This is a genomic window from Niallia circulans NBRC 13626, assembly GCF_001591585.1.
In the GTDB taxonomy this organism is placed as follows: domain Bacteria; phylum Bacillota; class Bacilli; order Bacillales; family Cytobacillaceae; genus Niallia; species Niallia circulans.
In genome coordinates this window covers 43,469-66,366 of the sequence record NZ_BCVE01000004.1, presented here as the reverse complement: position 1 = coordinate 66,366, position 22,898 = coordinate 43,469, and the positions used below count along the sequence as shown (strand labels likewise).

The window sequence follows — 22,898 nt, the reverse complement described above, 5'->3', positions numbered from 1 at the left end:
TCAATAAAAGCACTTTGTGAATAGTATAAAGCTAGAGCGATAGGAATTTTTCTATGTTTGTATTTCTATATATTGTGTATTTTTTGTGAAATAAACACAATATATAGTGAAATGATGATTCGTTCTATTATAATGGATAAGGATTCCTTTAGAATGGAGTGAATTAAATGAGTAATGAAGTTCAACTATTAAATCAATTTGTAGAAATAATTAACAGCAACAATCAAGACTTTATCCAAGAAAATGCAAATGTAGATGGAATGTCGCCGATGAGTCATATGATGCAATTTGCTGCGACAGCTTCTAAATATTATACAATGGAACATTTATTATCGGAAAAGGTAAAACAATCACATGAAGAAGGATATATTCATATTCATGATCTAGACTTTTATTCTTCTGGTACTACAACATGCTGTCAAATCCCGTTGGCCAAAATCTTAAAAAACGGTTTTAATACTGGTCATGGATATATGAGAGAACCAAAATCAATTATGAGTGCAATGGCTCTTACTTCAATTATTTTGCAAGCTAATCAAAATCAGCAGCATGGCGGACAATCCATCCCTATGTTAGACTATGATCTTGCGCCATATATACAGAAAACATATAGAAAAAATAAAGAACGATTAAAGGAGGTAATTCAAAAAAAGGAGGAACTAGAGAAAAAGGCCTGGGAATGGACAGAAAGAGAAACCTATCAAGCTTGTGAGGCATTTATACATAATTGCAACAGCATGCACTCCCGCGGCGGTGGACAGACGCCATTTGTTTCTGTAAATTTAGGAACAGATCAATCAGTAGAAGGAAGAATGGTGACAAAGAATTTATTATTGGCAACCCAAGCAGGACTTGGGGCAGGAGAAACGCCCATTTTTCCAATTATCGTATTTAAAGTAAAAGACGGAATTAATTATCAAAAGAATGACCCCAATTATGATTTATTCCGATTAGCGATGGAGACGACAAGTAAACGATTATTTCCCAATTTTGTTTTTATAGATGCCCCATTTAATTTAGCTTATTATAATGGCACTCCTCAATCAGAAGTCGCCACAATGGGGTGTCGCACTAGAGTGATGGGAAATATCCATGGAAGTGAACAAACAATAGGAAGAGGGAATTTATCTTTCACAAGTGTTAATCTTCCTTTATTGGCTTTAGAGTCAACGACGGTAGAATCATTTTTCCGCAAACTGGATGAAACGATCGACTTGGTTATTGATCAACTCCTTGAAAGATTTTATTATCAAGGAAAGAAAAAAGTAGCGAATTTCAAGTTTTTATATGGACAAGGTGTTTGGCAAGGCGGAGAAGAACTGAATGTGGATGATCCACTAGAAGAACTTCTGAAGCAAGGTACATTATCGATTGGGTTTGTTGGTTTAGCGGAATGCCTAGTATCCTTGCTTGGTGTCCATCATGGAGAAAGTGAAAAGGCGTATGAAATTGGTTTACGTATTGTTCAGTTTATGCGCCAAAAGGCAGACAAAGCCTTGGAAAAATATCAGCTAAACTTCTCTCTTCTTGCAACTCCAGCAGAATCCTTCGCTGGAAAAGCATTAAGAGCTGCTCGAAAGAAATTTGGGATTATTAAAGGGGTGACAGATAGAGAATACTTTACGAATAGTTTTCATATTCCCGTTTATTTTCCCATTTCTATTCATGAAAAAATTCAGCGCGAAGCACCGTTTCATGCGTTAACAAATGCTGGTCATATTACGTATGTAGAATTGGACGGCGATGCCAGTAAGAATGTAGACGCTATAGAAATAATCGTACGGACGATGAAAGAGGCAGGGATTGGCTACGGAAGCATTAATCATCCAGTGGATCGATGCATGACTTGTGGACATAAAGGAATAATCGATAATGAATGCCCAAATTGTGGGGAGGAAAATGAGAACCAGATTGAAAGGATTCGGAGAATAACTGGTTATCTTGTTGGATCACTTAATCGGTGGAATAATGCAAAACGGGCAGAAGAACGGGAAAGGGTCAAACATCGATGAGAGTATTATCGATTGTGGAAGACAGCATAGTAGATGGTCCAGGTTTGCGAACTACTATCTTTTTTGCAGGGTGTACGCATTATTGTAGAGGATGCCATAATCCAGAAAGTTGGAAAATAAATGGCGGAACAGAAATGTCGATTGACGAAATAATGAGGAAAGTAAAGCAAAATCCCTTAAACGATATTACCTTTAGTGGCGGCGAGCCCATGCTACAAATAACAGAGCTTAAGCAATTAGCTAAGGAATGTAAACAATTAAATAAAAATATTTGGTGTTATACTGGATTTCTTTGGGAAGAATTGAGAGCAGCCCAATCTGATGAATTTACCCAACTAAGTATGTATGTAGATGTTTTAGTAGATGGTCGGTTTGTGCTAGAACAAAAAGATTTAAGTTTATTATTTAAAGGAAGCTGCAATCAACGGATTATTGACTGTCAAAAAAGTCTAAAAGAGGATAGGGTTTGTTTAATTAATGAATGATAAGAGAGAGGAAGAGGCCGTGAGATAATTATTTTCACTAAATATAAAACCGAACAATTATACGTAAATGTTAAGGGAAATCGTATAATTGTTCGGTTTTTTTCTTACAGGTCATCCGCTTAAATTTCCTAGCAACTTTCTATTTATGTTAAACGAGGTTTTTTTGTAAATTCTGCATTATGATCTTCTTTTTTAAAGATTGTTTTTCTGATATATGGTAATACCCATCGATCTAATCCGTAGTAACCTGCATTTGCTCCAGCAAACATAATGATCATGCCCATTAAGATATCTGTTGGGTTATGAGAGATGGTGCCTGCAAGCAAGAAACAGAAATTCATAATGACACCAAAGAATGCTGCTGCCGTTGTTAAACAACCTAAAATTAACCCAAGACCAACTAATACCTCCCCAATTGGTACGAGCACATTAAATAGTCCAACATTTGGTAAAGCAAATCCTTCGACAAAACTTGTATACCATCCATAAACCGCGGTTCCGTCTGGTCCTGTAACTGGATTAGTAACGGCATTTGTTAAAAATCCAGAAGCGTCAAATCCTCCGCCAGTTAATTTACCAAATCCAGAAGTAAACCAAGAATAACCTAGCACCAAACGTATAATGGTTAAAAGCCCAGCTGCGACTTTATTTTCTCTTAAAAAACTCATAAACATAAAAATCATCCCTTCTTTTTTTGTTTTTATTATTTACAAGTTAAATATATCAAATACTCTTAAGAAAAAAGTGAGATTGTGATTTAATTCACAATATGTACAAAAGAATATGACGGAATTGTGAACATATTTATATGGAAAGTAATAAATATTGCATTTAATTTAGAAATCACCATTTCAGCACGGTTCTTCTTTTTCGTGTTAGAATAATGGATAAATAAAAAACATCGTTTTTATAATGGGAATTTATTATAAAGGAGAGGCTTTCATGACAACGGTAACCATCATAGCTGGTGGACATAAAATAGACTCACGATTAACAGGTATTTTACAATTTGCGGTAGATTATTTAGGAAAGAAGAATGTGGGTGTTCATATTATTCAAGTTCATCAATTACCAAGTGAGGCCTTAATTACAGCAGATTTTATGAACAAGGATATAATAGAGGCAAGACAGAAAGTAGAACAAAGTAATGGTGTCATTGTATTATCACCTGTATTTCAGGCGTCTTATTCCGGAATTATTAAGACTTTTCTTGATTTATTGCCACAAAAGAGTCTTCGAAATAAGGCAATTCTTCCGCTGATGCTAGGAGGAACTATTGCCCATCTATTAGTAATGGATTATGCTTTAAAGCCTGTATTAGCAAACCTAGGTGCTACGAATTTATTAACTGGAGCTTATGTAACAGATAATCAAATTGCGAAGCAAGACAATCAAAACTATGTTTTAGATATCGATTCAGAAGCAAGGATTACGAATCAATTAGACCAGTTACTGGAGGGAATTCAATAATTGTGGAAAAGTGATGGCAGACCATCACTTTTTCTATATTTTCCTAGAATGTGGAGAGAGGACATGGTATGATAAGGACAGAAGCAGAATTTTAAAAGATGCAGGTAATAATAATCTATAATCATGACTTGTTAGCTCAGTGGGAGAGCACTTGCTTGACAGGCAAGGGGTCACTGGTTCGAACCCAGTACAGGTCATTATAAAGGAACGTAGAAAAAAGCTTCTCATTAGAGAAGCTTTCAGCTTGTTGACAAAATTTAGCAAATGTAAATGGAATTATTATGCATTGATTGGAGGGGAAGGGGTGAGACTCCTGTGGGATCTGCGAGACAGTCTGAGACCCTGCCACGGAAATCAACTCTTATTTAAAAGATGTATATTTATAAACTAAGACAAACTCCTAATTACTGAATTAGGAGTTTGTCGACGGTCTGAAAGCTTCTCAAAAGCTTCTCATTAGAGAAGCTTTTTCTTTGTAAACGTACTTCAAAATTTTATTAATTTGAATAGTCCTGCTAACCAAATACATAATAAACAGCATTTTTTAAGCACTTGGTAGATGCGGAAAATATCAATACCATGGTCCTCTATTTAACGGTACATTTGGACCTAAGTAAGGGTAATAAGCTTGAGTTCCTTGTGGCCTTGGAGCAATATAATACATTTGTCCACCAATCAAATAGTAATAAGAGTTTTCCTTTCCAAGAAGTTGTTGGTTCCATGCTCCATATGTCGGCTGGGGGAAGTTTTGATAAATTACGCCATCTAGCCCAGTGATAATGGTTGGCTGCATATGGTTGCCTCCTTTATTTTTAATTTATCTTATGTGAAGTTTGATAAATAGATAGTTGTTTCCTGGTTATAAAGAAAAAAGCACCAAAAATTTTGGTGCTTACAAAGATTGATTTTATTATAAAACAAAAAATCTATTACATTTTTATTTACTATTTCTCTCCTCCTGTACGGCCCTTAATTGAGAAATAGTTACAAGTTGATACCCTTCTTTCGTTAGCTTTTCAATAATTTCCACTGCTGCATCAGCGCTTTTTTCATATATATCATGCATAAGAATAATGCTTTCATCACTCGCTGCTTTCATAACTTTATCAACAATTTTCTTTTTCGATGGATGTTTCCAGTCTTCTGGATCAATGGTCCAAAGCACAATCTCTTTATCTAGTTCTTTTTTTAGTTCAGGCTGAATGGCTCCATAGGGCGGGCGAATAAGGGTAGGTTCCATTCCTGTTACTTTTTTTATTAAATTATCTGTATCTTGAAATTCCTTTAAGGCTCTCTTCTTATTCATTTTAGTGAGAAGCGGATGATTCCATGAGTGATTCCCTATTTCATGCCCGTTCTCAATCGTTTCCTGAAGGATGTTTGGATAATATTGAACCCGCTCACCAAGAACAAAAAACGTAGCATGGCCATTATATTTCTTTAATGCTTTGAGAATTTTTTTTGTTGGTTTATTACTTGGACCATCATCGAATGTTAAAGCAATGACTTTTTTTGATGGATCAATTTTCGCTCCTTCTGGTAATTCGGTAGCCAATTTTTTCGGTTTTGCTTCTGCAAGTAAATTTTTATTTTTCTCTTCCTCTTGATAGATTGCTAGTAATTTATCTTGTAAGATATCTTTTTTGATGGCAAGTTCTTGAACACCTAGTTTTTCTGCAGCAATTTGGTTAGAAGGAAAATAAAAAAGGATAGAATCATTTAGAATCGCAAAGTGTTGAAAGTTATTTTCATTTGGTGAAGTTCCTTGTTTTACTAACGCTTTGTCTGTTGCTAGGTCTTTATCCTTTATTAATTCGCCATAACTGATTTTTGAAAGGAGAAATAGATAATTGCTTTTTTCTTGGAAAATGTCTTTTAATGAAAGCTGTTTATGTGTCTGTAAATCAAATGTTAAACTTTCTGTTGTCAAATTCCCTTTAGGTCCTGTAATATATTCAAACGTCTCAAAAAGAATCGAGATTGTTTGTTTGCTGTAATGCGTAATCGTGTAGGAAATATGTAAGGAAGTTTCCTGTGTAACCGGAACATTTGATTTCTGAATTCGTTTATCATATTCAGTAATTTTGCTTGTAATATATTTTTTCAATGCAGCAGTGATTTCTTCATCTGGAAGGATTGGATAGCTGGTCCAGTAGCCTCCATGCTTTTCATCTTTAGTATATGAGTTTATTTCAATTGTCTTATAATTTTGATCATATTGTATTTTGACCTCTGGCTGTTTTTCTGAGGGTTCAGCAGCCTGTTTTTTGTCACTATCGAAAAATTTGAAAATAAATACTAAAAGAGTGAGGCAAATAAAAAGTATGAAAATATTTCTCCATTTTAAGCGTTTCATGTTGTTAACTCCTTACTTGAAAATAAAAGATAATGCTTTATTAATATAGACGTAATAGAAGGGGAAATGGTTTTACATTTAATTAAATTCTTCAAAAAAGATTAATGGCAATATATATTAAAGTTATGTATTGAATTATATTTTTCTTTAACTCAATGAATAAAAAATTTTCTTTAATATAATATTGATAAAAGAAAAATTTTTTCGTATAATATTCCTATCAAATGAAAACACTTTCAAACCTAAGAGAAAAGGTGGTAATAATATGGATGCCTATTTATTGATTATTGCATTACTTTCCATTGTCATTGTTATTGTTGGAGTTTCCCTTTTTAAGTGGCACGCTTTTATTAGTTTAACAGTGGCGAGTTTATTTTTAGCAGTTTTTTCAGGACTATCTTTTGATAAGATTGTAAGCGCTTATGAGACAGGGGTAGGTGGCGTATTAGGTCACTTAGTTGGTATATTGGCATTAGGTACAATTTTAGGAAAAATGCTCTCTGAATCAGGAGCAGGCTTAAGAATTGCAAATTTTTTTGTAAACGTTTTTGGAGAAAAGAAATTACCTTGGGCCATGTTTTTCTCGGGGTTTATCATTGGAATTCCAGTATTTTTTGAGGTTGGTATTTTAATATTATTGCCGTTGGTTATTTCCATTCAAAAGGCAACAAAGAAAAATATTTTATTGATTGCATTACCTGGTATTGCGGGATTATCCATTGTACATGGACTGGTTCCGCCACATCCTGGAGCAATTGCTGCTATCGGTATTTTTGATGCTAATTTAGGCAGGGTCTTATTATACTCCTTGATTATTGCATTACCTGCAGGGATTATCGGGGGACCATTATTTGCAAAGTGGATCAATAGCCGTGTTTTTCCTAAAGGAGATTCAACACTTATTACGGCAGAGCCTATAGCAGAAGAGAAATTGCCAAGTACAGGCGTATCCTTCCTATCTATCTTATTACCTGTTATTTTAATGATCATTGGAACCGCTGCCCCTTACTTGACGATTTTCTCAGAAGGCGTAAGAAATGTACTTGCCTTTGTTGGAAGTCCGTTATTATCGTTATTAATTGCTGTATTTTTCGCTTTTTATTTCCTTGGTATGCGTCAAGGAATGGATAAAGAGAGTATCAAAAAGTTTACAGAAGATTGTTTCTTGCCAGTCGGTTCCATTTTACTAATTATCGGTGCTGGCGGTGCATTCAAACAAGTGTTAATTGATAGTGGAGTAGGCGATACAATTGGAACAATGTCAGAGAGTTTATCATTATCCCCACTTGTATTAGCTTTTATGATTGCAGGATTGATCCGGATAGCAACTGGTTCTGCAACAGTAGCCTTAACGACAGCAGCAGGAATAGTGTCACCAATCATCGCAGGGATGTCTGGCGTAAATGTGGAACTATTAGTGATTGCAACTGGTGCTGGTTCCTTGATGTTCTCCCATGTAAATGATGCCGGGTTCTGGATGGTAAAGGAATATTTAGGACTAACAGTCGAAGAAACCTTCAAAACATGGACAGTATTAGAAACGATATTATCATTCATTGCATTTGCAGGCGTCTTGATTTTAGATTTAATTGTTTAAAAGTTCACCTACTATTTTTATGTAGGAGTAAAGAAGCTCTATTCGCCTCTAGAAAACTTTAAGCCCGTATTTAAACAGACCAAATTTTGTGTATAAGTAATCGAGAAGGTACTGGTGGAGTCTTCTATGATTGTAATAAAGGTGTAAATTATAACTAACTTTTAATAGTCCATTTTAGATAAAGTCATTTTTTCATCAGCATACTAATAAAATATCACTTAGATTAGAACCTACTAAATATTCTGATAGAATTATAGGTATTGATAAAAGGGAAGATTATAGAGGAGAGGTACATTTGAAGAATTAAATAGTAAAAAAGGACTCTATTAAAAATGTACATATCTTAGTCAAATTGGTATAATGAGGAAAATAAAGCGGTGGAGGTGGAACAGATTGGTAACTAATCCAGTTCTAGTTGTTAGTAATCTTTCAAAAATCTATAAAGGTACAGGTTATGCGGTACAAGCATTAAAAAATGTTTCTTTTAAACTATATGAAGGTGAAATGATTGTTATTATGGGAACAAGTGGATCTGGTAAAAGTACTTTGTTAAATGTATTGGCTGCTCTAGATATACCTGATCAAGGAGAAATTCAATTATATGGACAAAGCCAAAAAGAAATTTACAAAGAACCTAATGCAACTTTTTATCGTCGGGATAATATTGGATTTATCTTTCAATCTTTCCACCTTTTGAAGGATTTAACAGTGGAAGAAAATATTGCTTTACCACTTGTTTTAAAGGGAGATAAGAAGACTCATATTGATGAAAAAGTGAAAGAGATGTTACAGTTTATTGGCCTTACGAATTGGAAGAGTCATCGGCCGGTTCAATTGTCAGGTGGACAACAGCAACGTGTTGCTATTGGAAGAGCCTTAATAACAGCACCACCTATAGTGTTAGCAGATGAACTAACAGGAAATTTAGATTATAACACTTCAAAAGAGATACTTCAGGTCTTAGTAAATATGAAAGAGACTTTGAAACAAAGCATAGTAGTTGTTACGCATGATCCGCACGTTGCAGCATATGCTGACCGTGTTCTTTTTTTTCATGATGGACAGATTGTGAATGAATATAAATCGGCTGGAGATCAGAAGATAGATGATATATTAGAAAAGTTCGGAAAACTATTGGAGACAAGAGTATGACGAAAACATTGCGAGGAATAGCTTTGCGTTTCTTTAAAACCAATAAGTTCATTACATGGACCTCTGTCTTTAGTACTATTCTATCGGTCTGTTTAGTAATTGTTATGGTCTCCTATGCAACAAATGCAGAACGTTCGTTAAGAGAAGAAGTTCAGAAAATGTACGGTGAGATGGATCTATCGGTTGGATATGAAGCCAAGCTAAATAAAAGTGTAAATCAAGAACTTATTAATTCCTTCCGATCGAATAAGGATATTGATATGCTATCTCCAGTAATTATTACTCACTTAAAAGTAGATGCATTACAAGGGGAAATTTATTCTGTTGGTGTAGAAAATGATAATTTAGCAAAGAGTAGATATCACTTCAAACAGAATCTTCAAGAAAACTCAGTTATCATGAATAAGAGCTTAGCTGAAGCATTGCGACTAGGAATTGGTCAAAAAGTATCTATTGAGGATAATGAATTTATAGTATCGGAAATTATAGAAGACCTAAATGCAAGTGGACTTACACCAGATATACTTCTTTTTACTAAACAAACAGTGCAAAAATTAGTCAAACAAGAGACAGGTGAAGCGAAAGAAGCAACTTATGTTTTAATCAAAGCGAATGAGCAAGCTGATACTTTATTGCTTGCTAGTGAATTAAGGAAATATGATAATGGTTTAAGAATTGATATTGCAGAAGAAGATGAATTTTTAAAAAGTAATGTGCAATCCCTCAAGGTTTTTATTTTCTCTTTAACCTTTTTAATGTTAATCATTACAGCACTGCTAATTATTTCTAATTTCGAATTATTTTTATATAAATATAAAAACCAATTTGCGATTCTTCGCTCCATGGGGGCAACAACAAAACAGCTATCTAAAATTATATTAATTCAAAGCAGCATTATTACGGCAGCAGGAACAATTGGAGGTTTTTTACTGGCTTTAATTAGTCACCAATACATGAAGCCGTGGTTGGAGGCAATATTTTTATTTGATGTACCTAAGGTGAGTTTTAACTACATAGAAAGTTTAATCGTTGCATTCGTAAGTGGAATGATCATTCAGGTTTTTATGCTAATTCCAGCTTATAAGTGTTCGAGATTATTGCCAATTTTAATAATGCAACAAAATGAAAATCGTGATTTCGGCTATAAAAAAATTCGTAAAATTATTGGCTTTGCCCTTCTATTTATTGCCCTTTTATTAATATGTATTGGTAAAGCAATGATGGGAGTAGCGAGTGTGTTACTAGGAGCCATAATTTTGTTAATTAGTATTTATCTCCTATTTCCTATTTATATTGGAACTATCTTAACATGGTTCTTACCAGTAATTAAAAAGACGCTTGGAAATGTCTCTTATATTGCAATTAAAAATCTAGTACCACAAGTAAGAAAAAATACTTTTGTGATATTGACGGTCAGTGCTATGATGACTATAGCAGTATTTGGCTCGGTTATGTTAAAAACAATCCAACAAAATGAAGAGAATTATTTAAAGGAACAATATCCAACCTCTATTGTGTTGACGAGTCGATTAGGGTATGACTCCAATATAGAGCAGGAAGATTTGAAAAAGAAGGTTCAGACAATAAGTGGTGTCATCGAGGTTAGTAGTCGAAGTACGAATAATTCAGCAGAGATAATGGATGAAGAGGGAACAAAAGCTATTGATTATTCCTTGGTGGATTTTATTAAGATGGAACAACAAGGAATTATTCCAAAAATGGAGGACGATAGTGAGAACCTGATAGTGGTATCAGAAAGATTTTTAAAAGAGAATGGTTTAAAAGTAGGAGATTCTATTGACATGGGCCTGTTTTCGAATCAAAAGCAGAGTACCGATTTTGTAGATACACTTACAATAGGAGCGGTAATAAATAATCTAACTGATGCAGATGCTTATATTGACTGGAAAAATAAAAAATTTAAAAATGATTTTACAAAATTCAGTGCGATGTACATTAGCTCTGACAATGAGAAACAAACTGTTCAAGCATTAGAAACACTCAAACGGCAGTATCCTGAACTCCAGATCAATGTATACCAACAGTCTGTTGAAAAAGCGAATAAGATGTTCCTGCAAAGATGGTCTATTTTTATTGGTGTTATGGTTGTGATTCTAATATGTGTAATGCTAGGAGTATTTAGTACACTAGGAAACAACATTTATTCTAAAAGAAAAGAGTTCGCAATCTTAAGGACAATTTCTATCGATCGAAAGGGAATTAAAAAGGTCATATTAACTCAAATCAATCTCTATCTATTGATAGGCTTATTGTTGGGGATAGTTGCAGGACTAATTTTCACCTCAGTTATTCTATTAATAGATTCAGGTCAAATTTCGATTTATTATTCGCTAATAATAGGAATAGGAGTTACTATGTTTCTTGTAGGTAATAGTATATTTATACCTATTGCGACAAAATTGAGTAGAAAAAAGATATCTTTAGAACTTACAGAAGATAATAAATAATTGGAAGAAGAAGAGTGTTAGAAATAAGACAGCTGAAAACGGTTAGTAAGAGGAGGAGAAAAAACTAAATATAGATAAGTTACTCTCTAATTTAGTAGTGAACCAATCCGTTCCAAGGGATTTTTTAAGAGCCCTTAGTTGCGTTGTTTTTTTCAAAAGAGATTAATACGAAGACTCTTATAGGAGTTGCAGGAAAGTCTGAGACCGAGTGACGAGGAGGCTTGGCGCTCACCCCATAGCAAGCGAAGTGTATCCGTCTACGAGTGATTACCACTAACTTCTTTCCTAAAATAATTAAGACCTGAACAATTATGCGTAATTTATTAGCACTTCTGTGTAATTGTTCAGGTTTATTTTTGGTTGGAGTACATTATCCCAACTTTGTATTAAATCAATCATTGTCAACTATTTAGTAATCTGAGTTTATGGAAAGCAAAGTGATATTATTTAATTTAGAAAAATTTACACGAGCAATTTATTTGTCATTCCCCTTTGCTTCATGTACAGTAAAGCTCTCACCTTTTATGGTGAATGCGCGGAAGGTGGACGTCTGTAAAACTCGAATAGTTCAACTATTCAGTTGAACTGCTAGAAGTCTTTTCCTTTCACAGAGATAGAGCATACTTCAACTCTCCATAGGGAAGCAATTAAAGGGGAAATGTTAATGAAACAAGTATATAGTGATTTCATCCAGTTTCGTGGAAATCATTATGATTTTGGATATATGCAAGGAGAATTATTAAAGGATTCACCCATTCTCCCTAATCGGATAAAGCACTGGACATCTAAGCGGAAACGTTATTTTACCATAAATGAAAAAGAATCCATCCAGCTCTTAAACAAATTTATTCCTGGAATGCTAGCAGAAATCAATGGATTAGCAGACGCTCTTCAGTGGAGAACAGAGGATGCATTACGAGAATTTGGCGGTCATTATGTAGAGTATGGAAGAAGTGGATGCTCTATTTTAGCAGGCTCCCAGTATTTAATTAGAAACTATGATAGTCATCCAGGTTCCTATGAGGGTCGTTATATGATATATCAGCCAACTGATACTGGATATGCAGTAATTGGTCCATCTATGCAGATAACAGGAAGAATAGATGGGATAAATGAAAAAGGTCTCGCAATGGGCTATAACTTTATTAATCGAGTTGGTTCAGGGGATGGTTTTATTTGTAATATGATTGGTCGAATGATTTTAGAAACGTGTGCAAATGTAGAGGAGGCCATTGATTTATTAAAAGAAATACCACATCGAACATCCTTTAGCTATGTGTTATTAGATCCTAGTGGAGAGGCATTTGTTGTAGAAGCAACACCACGTTCGGTTATTGCCAGAAAATCTAATATTAGTACGAATCACTTTGAAATATTAAAAGAAGAAAACCGCTATCAGATGGATGAATCGATACAAAGAAAGCAGAATATCGAGAAGCAGCAGGGAAATCATTCAAATGTGTATGAGGCCTTTCGAATATTGAATGATAGAGACAAAGAGATATTTTCAAACAAGTATAATGCCTGGTCTGGAACACTGCACACCGCAGCATACCTGCCTAATGAAAGAAAAGCGTGGTTTGCGCTTGGGAGTGATCGAATGCCTGTTATCATCGATTTAGAATCTTTCTTAAAGGGAGAAAAGCTGAACTTGAAAAAAATTATAGGAAAGCTTGATTATGATACTCCCTTTATTAATATGGAGCTATTATAGCGTATATATATAAAGGAAGTTAGTGATGGTAAGAACAACCATAATTAACTTCCTTTGTTGCGTTTGCTGAAACTCTGAAGTAGGGAATATTGTTTGTCTGCCGTTAAATTCGTGTATCAGAAATGGCATTCCTTATTCTTTCTAATGACTGATTAGCAACATTTTTATTTAAAATCATTACATTAACATACAATGCATCTATTAAACTAAGCTGACCAATTCTTGATGATAAAGCTTCCGAACGATATTCTGTTTCCTCAGAGCTTGTGAACAGTGCTACATCTGTATTCTGGCCGATTGGTGATTTAGGATACCCAGTGATGCCGATTGTTTTGGCACCATTGTTTTTGGCTGTTTTCATTATGTTAATAGTATCTTTATTAGTGCCAGAGTGCGAAATGATTACAGCAACATCCTTCTCTGAAAGCTGAGAAGAGGACATCAGTTGAAAATGAGAGTCGACAAATGAAAACGCTTTAATTCCAGTTCGAACAAATTTATGAAAAGCATCCATCGCGATAACTGCTGAACCACCTGTACCATAAAATTCAACCCGATTTGCCTGTAAGAGAAATTCTACTGCTTTTTGAATCGAATGACCATTTAATATTTCTAATGTATTTTCTAGTGTACGTACATTAGACTTAAATACTTTTTCAGTAACGGTTTTTACACTGTCATTTTCATTAATTTCTTCATGTATTTGCTGAATAGGTTCAATTACTTCTGATGCTAATGCTATTTTCATCGCTTGATAGCCTTTAAACCCAATTCGTTTACAGAAACGAAAAACAGTAGCATCTGCTACTCCTAAATCCTCTGCTAATTCGTTAATGGTGGAATGAATGATTTTTTCTGGATTAACAAGAATATAATCAGCGATTTTTTTTTCTTTTTCACTTAGTCTAGCGTAATAGGAACGAATTTTCCCAAGACAATTTTGCGCCATTGACTTCTATCCTTTCCAAATTAATATAGTTGTAGTATAACACAATTAGTCTCTTGAAAAAAAATTTCTTATTAAAATAATTTTTTTCAAAAAAAATTTGCAAAGGGGTATATTTTCGAAAAAAATTTCTATATAATTGTATATAGAAAGAAATATTTTTTCAAAAGGAGAGGTAACGAATGAACATAGGTCTTATAGGTTTAGGAAAAATGGGCTATAGCTTGGCTTTAAATATGGTGGACCATAAGTATAGTGTAACAGCTTTTGATATAAATGAAAGCGCTGTAAAAGAAATTTCTAATAAAAATGTAACAGGAGTTAATACAATTGAAAAATTAGTAAGAAATTTGCCAGCTCCAAGAGTAATTTGGCTAATGGTACCAGCAGGAGAAGTAACGGAAAATGTCTTACGGGAAGTAAAGAAGTATGTCGAAGCGGGGGATATTATTATCGATGGCGGGAATTCCCATTATAAAGATTCCAAAAGAAGAGGATTAGATTTAGAAGAGCTAGGAGTTTTCTATTTAGATGTTGGCACAAGCGGCGGAGTAGATGGAGCTCGAAATGGTGCATGTATGATGATTGGCGGCAATAAAGAAATATTTGATGAAGTAGAAGGATTGTTTAAGGATTTATGTGTGGAAAATGGTTATATGTATACTGGAGTATCTGGAAGCGGCCATTTTCTGAAAATGGTTCATAATGGAATTGAGTATGGCATGATGCAATCCATTGCAGAAGGATTTGAGCTGTTGGAGAAAAGCGAGTATGATTTTGATAATGAAGGAGTAGCAAAGGTTTGGAATAACGGCTCTGTCATTCGTTCGTGGTTAATGGAATTAACACAAAGTGCTTTTTCTAAGGATCCAAAGCTGGAAGGGATTAAAGGAGTAATGCATTCCTCTGGTGAAGGAAAATGGACGCTAGAAACAGCCTTAGATTTACAAACTGCTATGCCAGTTACAGCCTTATCTTTAATGATGCGTTATCGTTCGTTAGAGGAAGATACCTTCTCTGGAAAAGTGGTTGCGTCCTTACGAAATGAGTTTGGTGGACATAGTGTAGAATCAAAATAGAATGACAAGAAAATCCTTTAGCAGCTAAAAAATGCTAAAGGATTTTTTTAATAAAATCAATGTAAACGGATCGGAATGTTTTTTGGCTATGGTAAGCTTACAGAAAAAGAAGGAGAAACTACATGAGAACTTTTCAGAAGTGTAATCAAAAATGGACTTATAAGAAAACTTAAAAAAACTCCTTTACATTAGATAATAAACTGATTTGCCCACATTGTGGGGAAAAGCAATATGTTACCTCTCGAACAAGAAGGATAACATTTATGGCAACTATTTTAATAATCACATTTACGCTGCTTAGCAATCTTCTTTTTGGACCTTCCTTTGTCCTTGTATTTATTCTGATAGGTTTTATCTTATTAGTTCTCGGACTATATCCTTTCTGGGGTGAACTTTCCAATAAAAAAACTGGGTCATAGCAATAGCAGCAGGCTAACTAATAAAAGGTGGAAAGATTAAATCTCTCATTTAGCAGCGAAGCCCAATTTGTTACATTACAGATTGCGGATGATCCACAAACCTTCTTTCTGAAATGGCATAAAAAATCCAAACAATTATACGATATATTGGCAGCACCGTATAATTGTTTGGTTTGAATACGACTGAAAAACTTTATATGCAAGTAATTTTCTCAAGATGTTTGTGGTGCTTATTTAACCCATTTATTCTGAAAGGATGCTATGGCATCATATTCTTTCTCCAATACTCGAGAGATACGGATATAAATAGCGGTTAAATCCTGATAGATATCAACATTATCTTGGATTGGCTGATGGGAATATGTACTGCCAACTAATTGTTTCATAATCGAAAAATCATCAATTTCTCCTAGTGCATACATACCTAAAACGATGGCACCAAGACAAGAGCTTTCAAAGCTTTCTGGAACGACTACTTCTTGATCAAAAATGTCTGCCATCATTTGTCTCCAAAGTTCAGAACGAGCAAAACCACCTGTTGCTTGAATTTGCTTTGGTGCTCCAATCACTTCTTGTAAGGCTAACATCACCGTATAAAGATTTAAGATAACTCCCTCTAATACGGCTCTCACCATATGTTCTTTTTTATGATGTAATCCTAGTCCAAAGAAGGATCCTCTTGCATTGGCATTCCATAAAGGTGCTCTTTCCCCAGCAAGATATGGATGGAATAATAAACCGTCCGCACCAGGTGTAACTCTAGAAGCAATCTTTGTTAAAACTTCATAAGGATCAATTCCGAGCCTCTTTGCCGTTTCCACTTCCGAGGAAGCTAATTCATCACGAACCCAGCGGAATGTCATTCCACCATTATTTACAGATCCACCAACTACCCACAGATCTTCTGTTAAGCAATAACAAAAGATTCTTCCTTTAGGGTCGGTTACTGGTTTATCTGTTACAGTACGAATCGCCCCGCTTGTACCGATTGTCACAGCGACAACTCCAGGGTCAATAGCATTTACCCCAAGATTAGATAGTACGCCATCACTTGCGCCAACCACAAATGGAGTTTCAGCAGGAATTCCAAGTTCCGCTGCATATTTATCCTTCAGTCCTGTTAAATAATGGGTAGTCGGAACTGGCTTTGCCAACTGCTCAGATGTTACGCCGGCAACTTTTAACGCTTCTTGATCCCAAGTTAAGTGCTCAAGATTAAACATTCCTGTTGCAGAAGCAATTGAATAATCAATTACAAATTCGTTAAATAAGCGATAGAAAATATATTCTTTAATGCCAATAAATTTAGCTGCCTTTGTAAAAATAGCTGGTTGATCATTTCTTAGCCAAGTTAACTTAGATAAAGGAGTCATAGGGTGAATTGGCGTTCCTGTTCTACGGTATATTTCCAAGCCATTGTACTCTTCTTTGATTTTTTTTGCCCAAGAGGAAGCACGGCTGTCGGCCCAAGTAATACAGCGTGTTATTGGTTTTCCCTTTTCGTCTAATGCAATAACACTGTGCATCGCTGAACTAAAGGAGACTAATTTTATTTTACTAGCATCGACGTTCGCTTTTTTAATAGCTGTTTTCATTGTTTCCAATACAGCCTGAAAAATTTGCTCTGGATCTTGCTCTGCGATGGCTGGTGCAGGGCTATGCAGCGGATATTCGACATGATGCATGCTTAATACTTTGCCAGCTTCAGCAAATAAGACAGATTTTGTACTCGTTGTACCAATGTCTACACCTAAATATAGGGATGATAATTGCATATTAAAAACTCCTTTAATAAGAAAAGTGTAAAAAATATTTCATAAAATTACATTATCATAGAAAAAAAATTCTTTATTTATATTTTAAATGAAACAAAATGATTTTGAAAGTGTTTTCATTCATTATTTTAAATTAATTTCCCCTTATTCTCCCTCAAAAGATAAAATTATTGTTGATCTCTTGATTAGTAATAAATTTTTGCCCTGGCGAACATAAAAATAAAGCAAAAATATGCTAAACTTAATTTATCTTATGGGTAAGGAGTTTTTTGAATGAATAATGAGATTGAAACGACATATGAGGCTATTTATAACCAAATACTCCATTTTCAACAGCATGTGGAAGCGTTGAGTAAACAAGCAGGTACATATCAAGAAGAGGATCATGAGCAGCTAATTAGAATGTCTATTGCCCTTCAAGCCTCAAAAGATATTTTGGAAAATATGCTTACACCAGGGAAAAAGCTGAACTTTATTTATGAAAAAGGAATGTTCAGCTTGGAAATGTTTGATGAAAAATAAGCATTAAAGAAGAATATCCTCGCTTGGCCGAATATTCTTCTTTCGAAATTCTCCAGGAGTAATACCAGTAGATTTCCGAAATACTTTTGTAAAATAGTTGGCATTCGCAAAACCTACTTGGACTGAAATGTCTTCAATAGAATATTTGGTTTGATATAATAACTCTGCTCCCTTTATGATACGGATATTCGTTAAATATTGAATCGGTGTAATTCCAAGTACCTTTTTGAATAAACGAGTGAAGTGGAAGCGGGAAAGCGCAGCAGCCTCTGCCATATCTTCTGGTCCGATTGGTTTATGATAGTGATTTTGAGCAAATAATGTCGCATTTAGTATACTTTCAGGAAGCTGGATGTCTCCAATATTCTTCTTATATTGATACAATTCCATTATAAAGGAATAAGCGAGACTTGAAGCTTGAAAAGCGTTATTTATCTGTTTATCTTTTGCTAGCTGATAAATATGCAGAAGATGCTGAATGGGTCTCGAGTCCGAAGCTAATTGAATAATCGGCTGCTCGTTTTCCGTAAAAGAGTGCCAGCATTTTTTTACCGTTTCACCATATAGTGTAATAAAAATAAATTCCCAATGCTCACTAGTTGGAGGCAGATAGTATCTGTATTCCTCTGAAATATCAATTAAAAATGCCTTTCCTGCTGTCAATTTATGATTTTTACCTCCGAGTTCAATAGCACCAATTCCAGATATGGTATATTGAAAAACATACATACTATCCTCTTTACGCTTTTTTCCTTTCCAATTATATAGATGGGAGGTTTGATTTTCCCATCCGATTGACCAAATTTGGGCTACCTCTTTTGTAATTTTTTCCGTAAATCTGTAAGCAAATACATTATTATCTTTTTTGGACAATAGAATGCTCCTTTCTTAGTAGAGCTGGCATTGGTAGAAACTTGCCTTGGATAAGATAGGAGTAATAGATAGAAATTAAGTGTTTGGCATAAAAATTTGAAATTTATTAGCAAATTATTACCCTTTTCCCTTTCTTATTTTACCATTGAGAGAGAAAGGTTTGAAGCATAAAATAAAATTGTAAACGGTTTAATGGAAGTCTAGACTTAAGAGTAAGCATAATTGTTCATATAAAAAGGAGAGATAGAAATGGCAAAAAATCTATTGGCAACTTTTACAAATATTTTTAATGAAGCAGAAACAAGCATACGTACTTTTTTTGCACCAGGACGTGTGAATTTAATAGGTGAACATACTGATTATAATGGAGGACATGTTTTTCCTTGTGCCTTATCAATTGGTACGACAGCACTTGTAAGAAAAAGATCAGATCGAGTGATTCAATTCTATTCTACAAATTTTGCGGATTTAGGTATTATTAAAGTTTCTTTAGACAATCTATCCTTTAATCAAGCAGATGATTGGGCGAATTATCCAAAGGGAGTAATAGTAACACTTGCGCAATATGGATATCAACTCGATGCTGGATTCGATGTTTTATATGAAGGAGAAATTCCCAATGGTGCTGGCTTATCTTCATCTGCATCCATTGAAGTAGTGACAGCCATTATGCTAAATGTGTTGTATTCCTTTGCAATTGATCAAGTCAGTTTAGTAAAAATGTGTCAAAAAGCAGAAAATGAATATATTGGCGTGAACTGTGGAATTATGGATCAATTTGCAATCGGAATGGGCAAAGAAAAACATGCTATATTACTAGATTGCGACACACTTGACTATGTGTATAGTCCACTAGATTTAGATGCTGCTTCCTTAATTATTGCCAATACAAATAAACGCAGGGGGTTAGCTGATTCTAAATATAATGAGAGACGAGGAGAGTGTGAAAGAGCATTAAGAGACTTGCAGGGAGAATTAGAGATTCGATCATTAGGTGAATTAACGCCAGAGGAATTCGATTCGCATGCTCATTTGATTAAGCAAGATGTCGATAGAATGAGAGCAAAGCATGCTGTGTATGAAAATGCTCGAACATTAGAAGCTGTAAAAAAACTTCAAGCAGGAGATATTGCAGGATTTGGACAATTAATGAATGCATCACATATCTCCTTACGTGATGATTATGAAGTGACCGGAAAGGAATTAGATGCATTAGTGGAAGCTGCCTGGGAACAAGCGGGCGTTATTGGATCTCGGATGACAGGTGCAGGCTTTGGAGGTTGTACGATCAGCATTGTCAACAATGAACATATTGAATCTTTTATCGAGAAGGTCGGAGCAAAATATGCGGAGCAAACAGGATTAAAGGCAGACTTTTATGTTGTTCAAGTTGGAGATGGAGCGAAGGAAATTGTTGAATAGGAACAGTTAAAAAAAGGAGAGAGAAAATATGACGATATTAGTATGTGGTGGTGCCGGTTATATCGGAAGTCATATGGTTTCTGAATTATTAGACCTAGGTGAAGAAGTAATTGTTGTTGATAATCTTCAAACTGGGCATAAAGCTGCTGTAAGAGCTGAAGCAACCCTATATATTGGGGATTTGCGGAATGAAAGCTTCTTAGAAGAGGTCTTTAAGAAACATACGATTGAAGCAGTAGTCCATTTCGCTGCTGACTCTTTAGTAGGTGAAAGTGTAACAAATCCGTTGAAATACTATGATAATAATGTAAATGGTGCGATGACTTTATTAAAAGTAATGCATGCAAATGGTGTGAAGAGAATTGTTTTCTCGTCAACTGCAGCAACTTATGGAGAGGCAAAGAATTTTCCGATTCAGGAGAGTGATGACACAATTCCAACAAATCCCTATGGAGAAACTAAACTAGCCATCGAAAAAATGCTAAAGTGGTGTGAAGCAGCATATGGGATTCATTATGTAGCTCTTCGTTATTTTAATGTAGCAGGTGCGCATATAGATGGGAGATTAGGGGAAGATCATTTTCCAGAAACGCATTTAATTCCCATTATACTGCAAGTAGCGTTAGGAAAGAGAGAAGTAATTAGTATTTTTGGAGATGATTATGAGACACATGATGGGTCATGTATAAGGGATTATATTCATGTTACTGATTTGGCCAATGCCCATATCCTTGCTTTAAAAAAATTGCAGAAAGAAGAAACAAGCGGTATTTACAATCTAGGGAGTGGAACAGGTTTCACGGTCAAAGAAGTAATTGAGGCAGCGAGAAAGGTAACAGGGCAACCTATTCCAGCAGAAATTGCTCCAAGAAGAGCAGGTGACCCGGCGCGATTAGTTGCTTCATCAGAGAAAGCGCAAGTAGAGTTAGGGTGGAATCCACAGTACACTTCACTAGAGACAATGATAGGAAGTGCCTGGAGCTGGTTCCAAGCAAATCCGAATGGCTATAAAGAATAAATGAGAATGTACTAAGAGGAAAGGAGCAATGTTAGATGACAACCACTATTTATCATCATGTTGAACAATTGCTTCATTATGGAATAGAATCAAACCTAATTACGAAATGGGATATAGATGTAGTGCGGAATAAATTACTCGAAATCTTGGAATTGGATGATTTTGTCCCATCTGAGGTTAGCGATCCAGCGGAAATAGAGTTGCGTGAACTATTAGATACTATTTTAGATTGGGCTGCAGAACATAATCTCTTGGTAGAAAATACAATAACCTATCGAGATTTATTAGATACTAAATTAATGGCTTGCTTTGTTCCATTGCCATCTGAAATAAATAATAGATTCGCCATGCTCTACAAGGATAAGGGGGCAAAGAGTGCAACTAGTTGGTTTTATGACTTTTCTAAAAAGATTGATTACATTCGCACGGATCGAATTGCTAAAAATGAAGAGTGGCTGGCACATACGAGTTATGGAGACTTAGAGATTACGATTAACTTGTCTAAGCCAGAAAAAAATCCGCAAGAAATAGCTGCTCTAAAAAAAGTAAAACAAGGCTTTTATCCTAAATGTTTATTATGTAAAGAAAATGCCGGTTATGCCGGACGAGTTAATCATCCGGCTAGACAAAATCATCGTATTATACCAGTGACTCTAGAAGGGGAACAATGGTTCCTGCAGTTTTCCCCATATGTTTACTATAATGAGCATGCCATTTGTTTTTCAGAAAGGCACGAGCCAATGACCATTTCGAAAAGAACATTTACTAGATTACTAGAATTTGTTCACCAATATCCTCATTACTTTATGGGGTCTAATGCTGATCTGCCAATAGTTGGAGGGTCCATTCTTGCCCATGAGCATTTTCAAGGGGGATATCATGAATTTCCGATGGCAAAGGCTGAAATAGAAGCTGGATTTACGTTGGAGCGGTTTCCTGCTATCCATGCCGGAATTGTTAAATGGCCGATGTCTGTTTTACGTCTAAATGGAACAGACAAACAACAATTAGTGGAAGCATCTGATTATATATTAAAAAAATGGCTGGATTATAGTGATGAAAGTGTTGATATTCTTGCATATACAAACGGTGTTCGCCATAATACCATCACACCAATTGCAAGAATGCGTAATGGCCAATATGAAATGGATTTAGTGCTCCGCAATAATCGTACAAGTGAAGAATACCCATTCGGGATCTTCCACCCACATGAGGAAGTTCATGCGATTAAACAAGAGAATATTGGCTTGATTGAAGTGATGGGGTTAGCCGTTTTGCCAGGAAGATTGAAAGAAGAAATGAGCATCCTTGCAGAGAATATCGTCAAAGTCGATTTTGAAGAGCGCATTCAACAAGAGCCTGCTATTGTAAAACACTTAGCGTGGGCAAAAACAGTAAAAGAGAAAAATCCACAGATGACAAAAGAAAATGTAAGTACTATCTTACAAACAGAAATAGGAATTGTGTTTGAAACAATCTTACATCATGCAGGTGTATTTAAAAGAAATGACAATGGAACAAAAGCTTTTTATCGATTTATTGAGACACTTTAAAAAAGCTAAGGAAAAAGATTAGACTGGCTGATGCTTG

The 22,898-nt window shown here is 35.0% G+C and carries 18 protein-coding genes, 1 tRNA gene and 1 pseudogene; 14 read left to right on the top strand and 6 right to left on the bottom strand.

Annotated elements, in window-relative coordinates:
- The first annotated feature begins 167 nt into the window (after window positions 1-167).
- Together BCI01S_RS06315 and nrdG are read left to right on the top strand one after the other, a co-directional pair.
- Entirely contained in the window at window positions 168-2,012 is a 1,845-nt protein-coding gene (locus BCI01S_RS06315; RefSeq protein WP_061797421.1) for an anaerobic ribonucleoside triphosphate reductase, read from the top strand.
- Entirely contained in the window at window positions 2,009-2,497 is a 489-nt protein-coding gene (nrdG, locus tag BCI01S_RS06310) for an anaerobic ribonucleoside-triphosphate reductase activating protein (protein ID WP_047942412.1), read from the top strand. The genes BCI01S_RS06315 and nrdG overlap by 4 nt, the downstream gene beginning before the upstream one ends.
- A gap of 143 nt (window positions 2,498-2,640) precedes the next feature.
- Here the strand turns inward: nrdG and BCI01S_RS06305 are convergent, their stop codons facing one another.
- Window positions 2,641-3,171 (bottom strand): DoxX family protein, encoded by a 531-nt coding sequence (locus BCI01S_RS06305; protein WP_047942411.1) that lies wholly within the window; start codon window positions 3,169-3,171, stop codon window positions 2,641-2,643.
- A 268-nt stretch (window positions 3,172-3,439) separates the two neighbouring features.
- Here BCI01S_RS06305 and ssuE point away from each other — a divergent pair, with 268 nt between their 5' ends.
- Window positions 3,440-3,967 (top strand): NADPH-dependent FMN reductase, encoded by a 528-nt coding sequence (ssuE, locus tag BCI01S_RS06300; RefSeq protein WP_047942410.1) that lies wholly within the window; start codon window positions 3,440-3,442, stop codon window positions 3,965-3,967.
- Window positions 3,968-4,092: 125 nt separating this feature from the next.
- Window positions 4,093-4,164, top strand: a tRNA-Val gene (locus BCI01S_RS06295).
- 374 nt (window positions 4,165-4,538) lie between these two features.
- On the opposite strand, the gene BCI01S_RS06290 is transcribed toward BCI01S_RS06295, so the two are convergent.
- Both BCI01S_RS06290 and BCI01S_RS06285 read right to left on the bottom strand, forming a co-directional pair.
- The gene (locus tag BCI01S_RS06290; protein WP_047942409.1) at window positions 4,539-4,760 is read right to left on the bottom strand and encodes a hypothetical protein; all 222 of its coding nucleotides are present in this window, start codon (window positions 4,758-4,760) and stop codon (window positions 4,539-4,541) included.
- A gap of 144 nt (window positions 4,761-4,904) precedes the next feature.
- The gene (locus tag BCI01S_RS06285; RefSeq protein ID WP_061797419.1) at window positions 4,905-6,323 is read right to left on the bottom strand and encodes a polysaccharide deacetylase family protein; all 1,419 of its coding nucleotides are present in this window, start codon (window positions 6,321-6,323) and stop codon (window positions 4,905-4,907) included.
- A gap of 265 nt (window positions 6,324-6,588) precedes the next feature.
- Between BCI01S_RS06285 and BCI01S_RS06280 the strand changes: the two genes are divergently transcribed.
- The 4 genes from BCI01S_RS06280 (at window position 6,589) to BCI01S_RS06265 (ending at window position 13,254) form a co-directional block, all read left to right on the top strand.
- Window positions 6,589-7,920 (top strand): GntT/GntP/DsdX family permease, encoded by a 1,332-nt coding sequence (locus BCI01S_RS06280; RefSeq protein ID WP_061797417.1) that lies wholly within the window; start codon window positions 6,589-6,591, stop codon window positions 7,918-7,920.
- 393 nt (window positions 7,921-8,313) lie between these two features.
- Window positions 8,314-9,072, top strand: coding sequence for an ABC transporter ATP-binding protein (locus tag BCI01S_RS06275; RefSeq protein ID WP_235844450.1), 759 nt, complete (start codon window positions 8,314-8,316; stop codon window positions 9,070-9,072).
- Window positions 9,069-11,540, top strand: a complete 2,472-nt coding sequence (locus BCI01S_RS06270) for an FtsX-like permease family protein (protein ID WP_061797413.1) — start codon at window positions 9,069-9,071, stop codon at window positions 11,538-11,540. Before BCI01S_RS06275 ends, BCI01S_RS06270 begins: the two co-directional genes overlap by 4 nt.
- A gap of 664 nt (window positions 11,541-12,204) precedes the next feature.
- Window positions 12,205-13,254: a C45 family autoproteolytic acyltransferase/hydrolase gene (locus BCI01S_RS06265; protein ID WP_047942407.1), complete on the top strand. Its 1,050-nt coding sequence runs from the start codon at window positions 12,205-12,207 to the stop codon at window positions 13,252-13,254.
- Between the two features lie 103 nt (window positions 13,255-13,357).
- On the opposite strand, the gene BCI01S_RS06260 is transcribed toward BCI01S_RS06265, so the two are convergent.
- Complete coding sequence (locus tag BCI01S_RS06260; protein ID WP_047942406.1) at window positions 13,358-14,203, bottom strand: MurR/RpiR family transcriptional regulator; 846 nt, start codon at window positions 14,201-14,203, stop codon at window positions 13,358-13,360.
- Between the two features lie 179 nt (window positions 14,204-14,382).
- Between BCI01S_RS06260 and gnd the strand changes: the two genes are divergently transcribed.
- Window positions 14,383-15,279, top strand: a complete 897-nt coding sequence (gene gnd, locus BCI01S_RS06255) for a phosphogluconate dehydrogenase (NAD(+)-dependent, decarboxylating) (RefSeq protein ID WP_061797411.1) — start codon at window positions 14,383-14,385, stop codon at window positions 15,277-15,279.
- Between the two features lie 185 nt (window positions 15,280-15,464).
- Window positions 15,465-15,698, top strand: a pseudogene (locus tag BCI01S_RS26325) (TIGR04104 family putative zinc finger protein); the annotation flags it as partial.
- Window positions 15,699-15,928: 230 nt separating this feature from the next.
- Here BCI01S_RS26325 and gntK read toward each other — a convergent pair.
- On the bottom strand, window positions 15,929-17,473 hold the full coding sequence (gene gntK, locus BCI01S_RS06250) for a gluconokinase (RefSeq protein WP_061797408.1): 1,545 nt from the start codon (window positions 17,471-17,473) through the stop codon (window positions 15,929-15,931).
- A gap of 273 nt (window positions 17,474-17,746) precedes the next feature.
- Between gntK and BCI01S_RS06245 the strand changes: the two genes are divergently transcribed.
- A complete protein-coding gene (locus BCI01S_RS06245) occupies window positions 17,747-17,995 on the top strand; it encodes a hypothetical protein (protein ID WP_047942403.1) in 249 nt (82 codons plus the stop codon).
- A gap of 3 nt (window positions 17,996-17,998) precedes the next feature.
- On the opposite strand, the gene BCI01S_RS06240 is transcribed toward BCI01S_RS06245, so the two are convergent.
- Entirely contained in the window at window positions 17,999-18,868 is an 870-nt protein-coding gene (locus tag BCI01S_RS06240) for an AraC family transcriptional regulator (protein WP_082810005.1), read from the bottom strand.
- 249 nt (window positions 18,869-19,117) lie between these two features.
- Here BCI01S_RS06240 and BCI01S_RS06235 point away from each other — a divergent pair, with 249 nt between their 5' ends.
- From BCI01S_RS06235 to galT, 3 genes are read left to right on the top strand one after another with little or no spacing between them, the layout of a single operon-like run.
- Window positions 19,118-20,290 (top strand): galactokinase, encoded by a 1,173-nt coding sequence (locus BCI01S_RS06235; protein WP_047942400.1) that lies wholly within the window; start codon window positions 19,118-19,120, stop codon window positions 20,288-20,290.
- Between the two features lie 28 nt (window positions 20,291-20,318).
- Window positions 20,319-21,308 (top strand): UDP-glucose 4-epimerase GalE, encoded by a 990-nt coding sequence (gene galE, locus BCI01S_RS06230; RefSeq protein WP_061797399.1) that lies wholly within the window; start codon window positions 20,319-20,321, stop codon window positions 21,306-21,308.
- Between the two features lie 35 nt (window positions 21,309-21,343).
- Window positions 21,344-22,861 carry a UDP-glucose--hexose-1-phosphate uridylyltransferase gene (gene galT, locus BCI01S_RS06225; RefSeq protein WP_047942396.1) on the top strand — a complete coding sequence of 506 codons (1,518 nt, stop codon included), beginning with the start codon at window positions 21,344-21,346 and terminating at the stop codon, window positions 22,859-22,861.
- Window positions 22,862-22,898 lie beyond the last annotated feature (37 nt).

Excerpts from the sequence above, each read along its gene's own strand:
- BCI01S_RS06315 (WP_061797421.1), top strand. The coding sequence starts at position 168 with ATGAGTAATGAAGTTCAACTATTAAATCAATTTGTAGAAATAATTAAC.
- nrdG (WP_047942412.1), top strand. The coding sequence starts at position 2,009 with ATGAGAGTATTATCGATTGTGGAAGACAGCATAGTAGATGGTCCAGGT.
- BCI01S_RS06305 (WP_047942411.1), bottom strand. The coding sequence starts at position 3,171 with ATGTTTATGAGTTTTTTAAGAGAAAATAAAGTCGCAGCTGGGCTTTTA.
- ssuE (WP_047942410.1), top strand. The coding sequence starts at position 3,440 with ATGACAACGGTAACCATCATAGCTGGTGGACATAAAATAGACTCACGA.
- BCI01S_RS06290 (WP_047942409.1), bottom strand. The coding sequence starts at position 4,760 with ATGCAGCCAACCATTATCACTGGGCTAGATGGCGTAATTTATCAAAAC.
- BCI01S_RS06285 (WP_061797419.1), bottom strand. The coding sequence starts at position 6,323 with ATGAAACGCTTAAAATGGAGAAATATTTTCATACTTTTTATTTGCCTC.
- BCI01S_RS06280 (WP_061797417.1), top strand. The coding sequence starts at position 6,589 with ATGGATGCCTATTTATTGATTATTGCATTACTTTCCATTGTCATTGTT.
- BCI01S_RS06270 (WP_061797413.1), top strand. The coding sequence starts at position 9,069 with ATGACGAAAACATTGCGAGGAATAGCTTTGCGTTTCTTTAAAACCAAT.
- BCI01S_RS06265 (WP_047942407.1), top strand. The coding sequence starts at position 12,205 with ATGAAACAAGTATATAGTGATTTCATCCAGTTTCGTGGAAATCATTAT.
- BCI01S_RS06260 (WP_047942406.1), bottom strand. The coding sequence starts at position 14,203 with ATGGCGCAAAATTGTCTTGGGAAAATTCGTTCCTATTACGCTAGACTA.
- gnd (WP_061797411.1), top strand. The coding sequence starts at position 14,383 with ATGAACATAGGTCTTATAGGTTTAGGAAAAATGGGCTATAGCTTGGCT.
- gntK (WP_061797408.1), bottom strand. The coding sequence starts at position 17,473 with ATGCAATTATCATCCCTATATTTAGGTGTAGACATTGGTACAACGAGT.
- BCI01S_RS06245 (WP_047942403.1), top strand. The coding sequence starts at position 17,747 with ATGAATAATGAGATTGAAACGACATATGAGGCTATTTATAACCAAATA.
- BCI01S_RS06235 (WP_047942400.1), top strand. The coding sequence starts at position 19,118 with ATGGCAAAAAATCTATTGGCAACTTTTACAAATATTTTTAATGAAGCA.
- galE (WP_061797399.1), top strand. The coding sequence starts at position 20,319 with ATGACGATATTAGTATGTGGTGGTGCCGGTTATATCGGAAGTCATATG.
- galT (WP_047942396.1), top strand. The coding sequence starts at position 21,344 with ATGACAACCACTATTTATCATCATGTTGAACAATTGCTTCATTATGGA.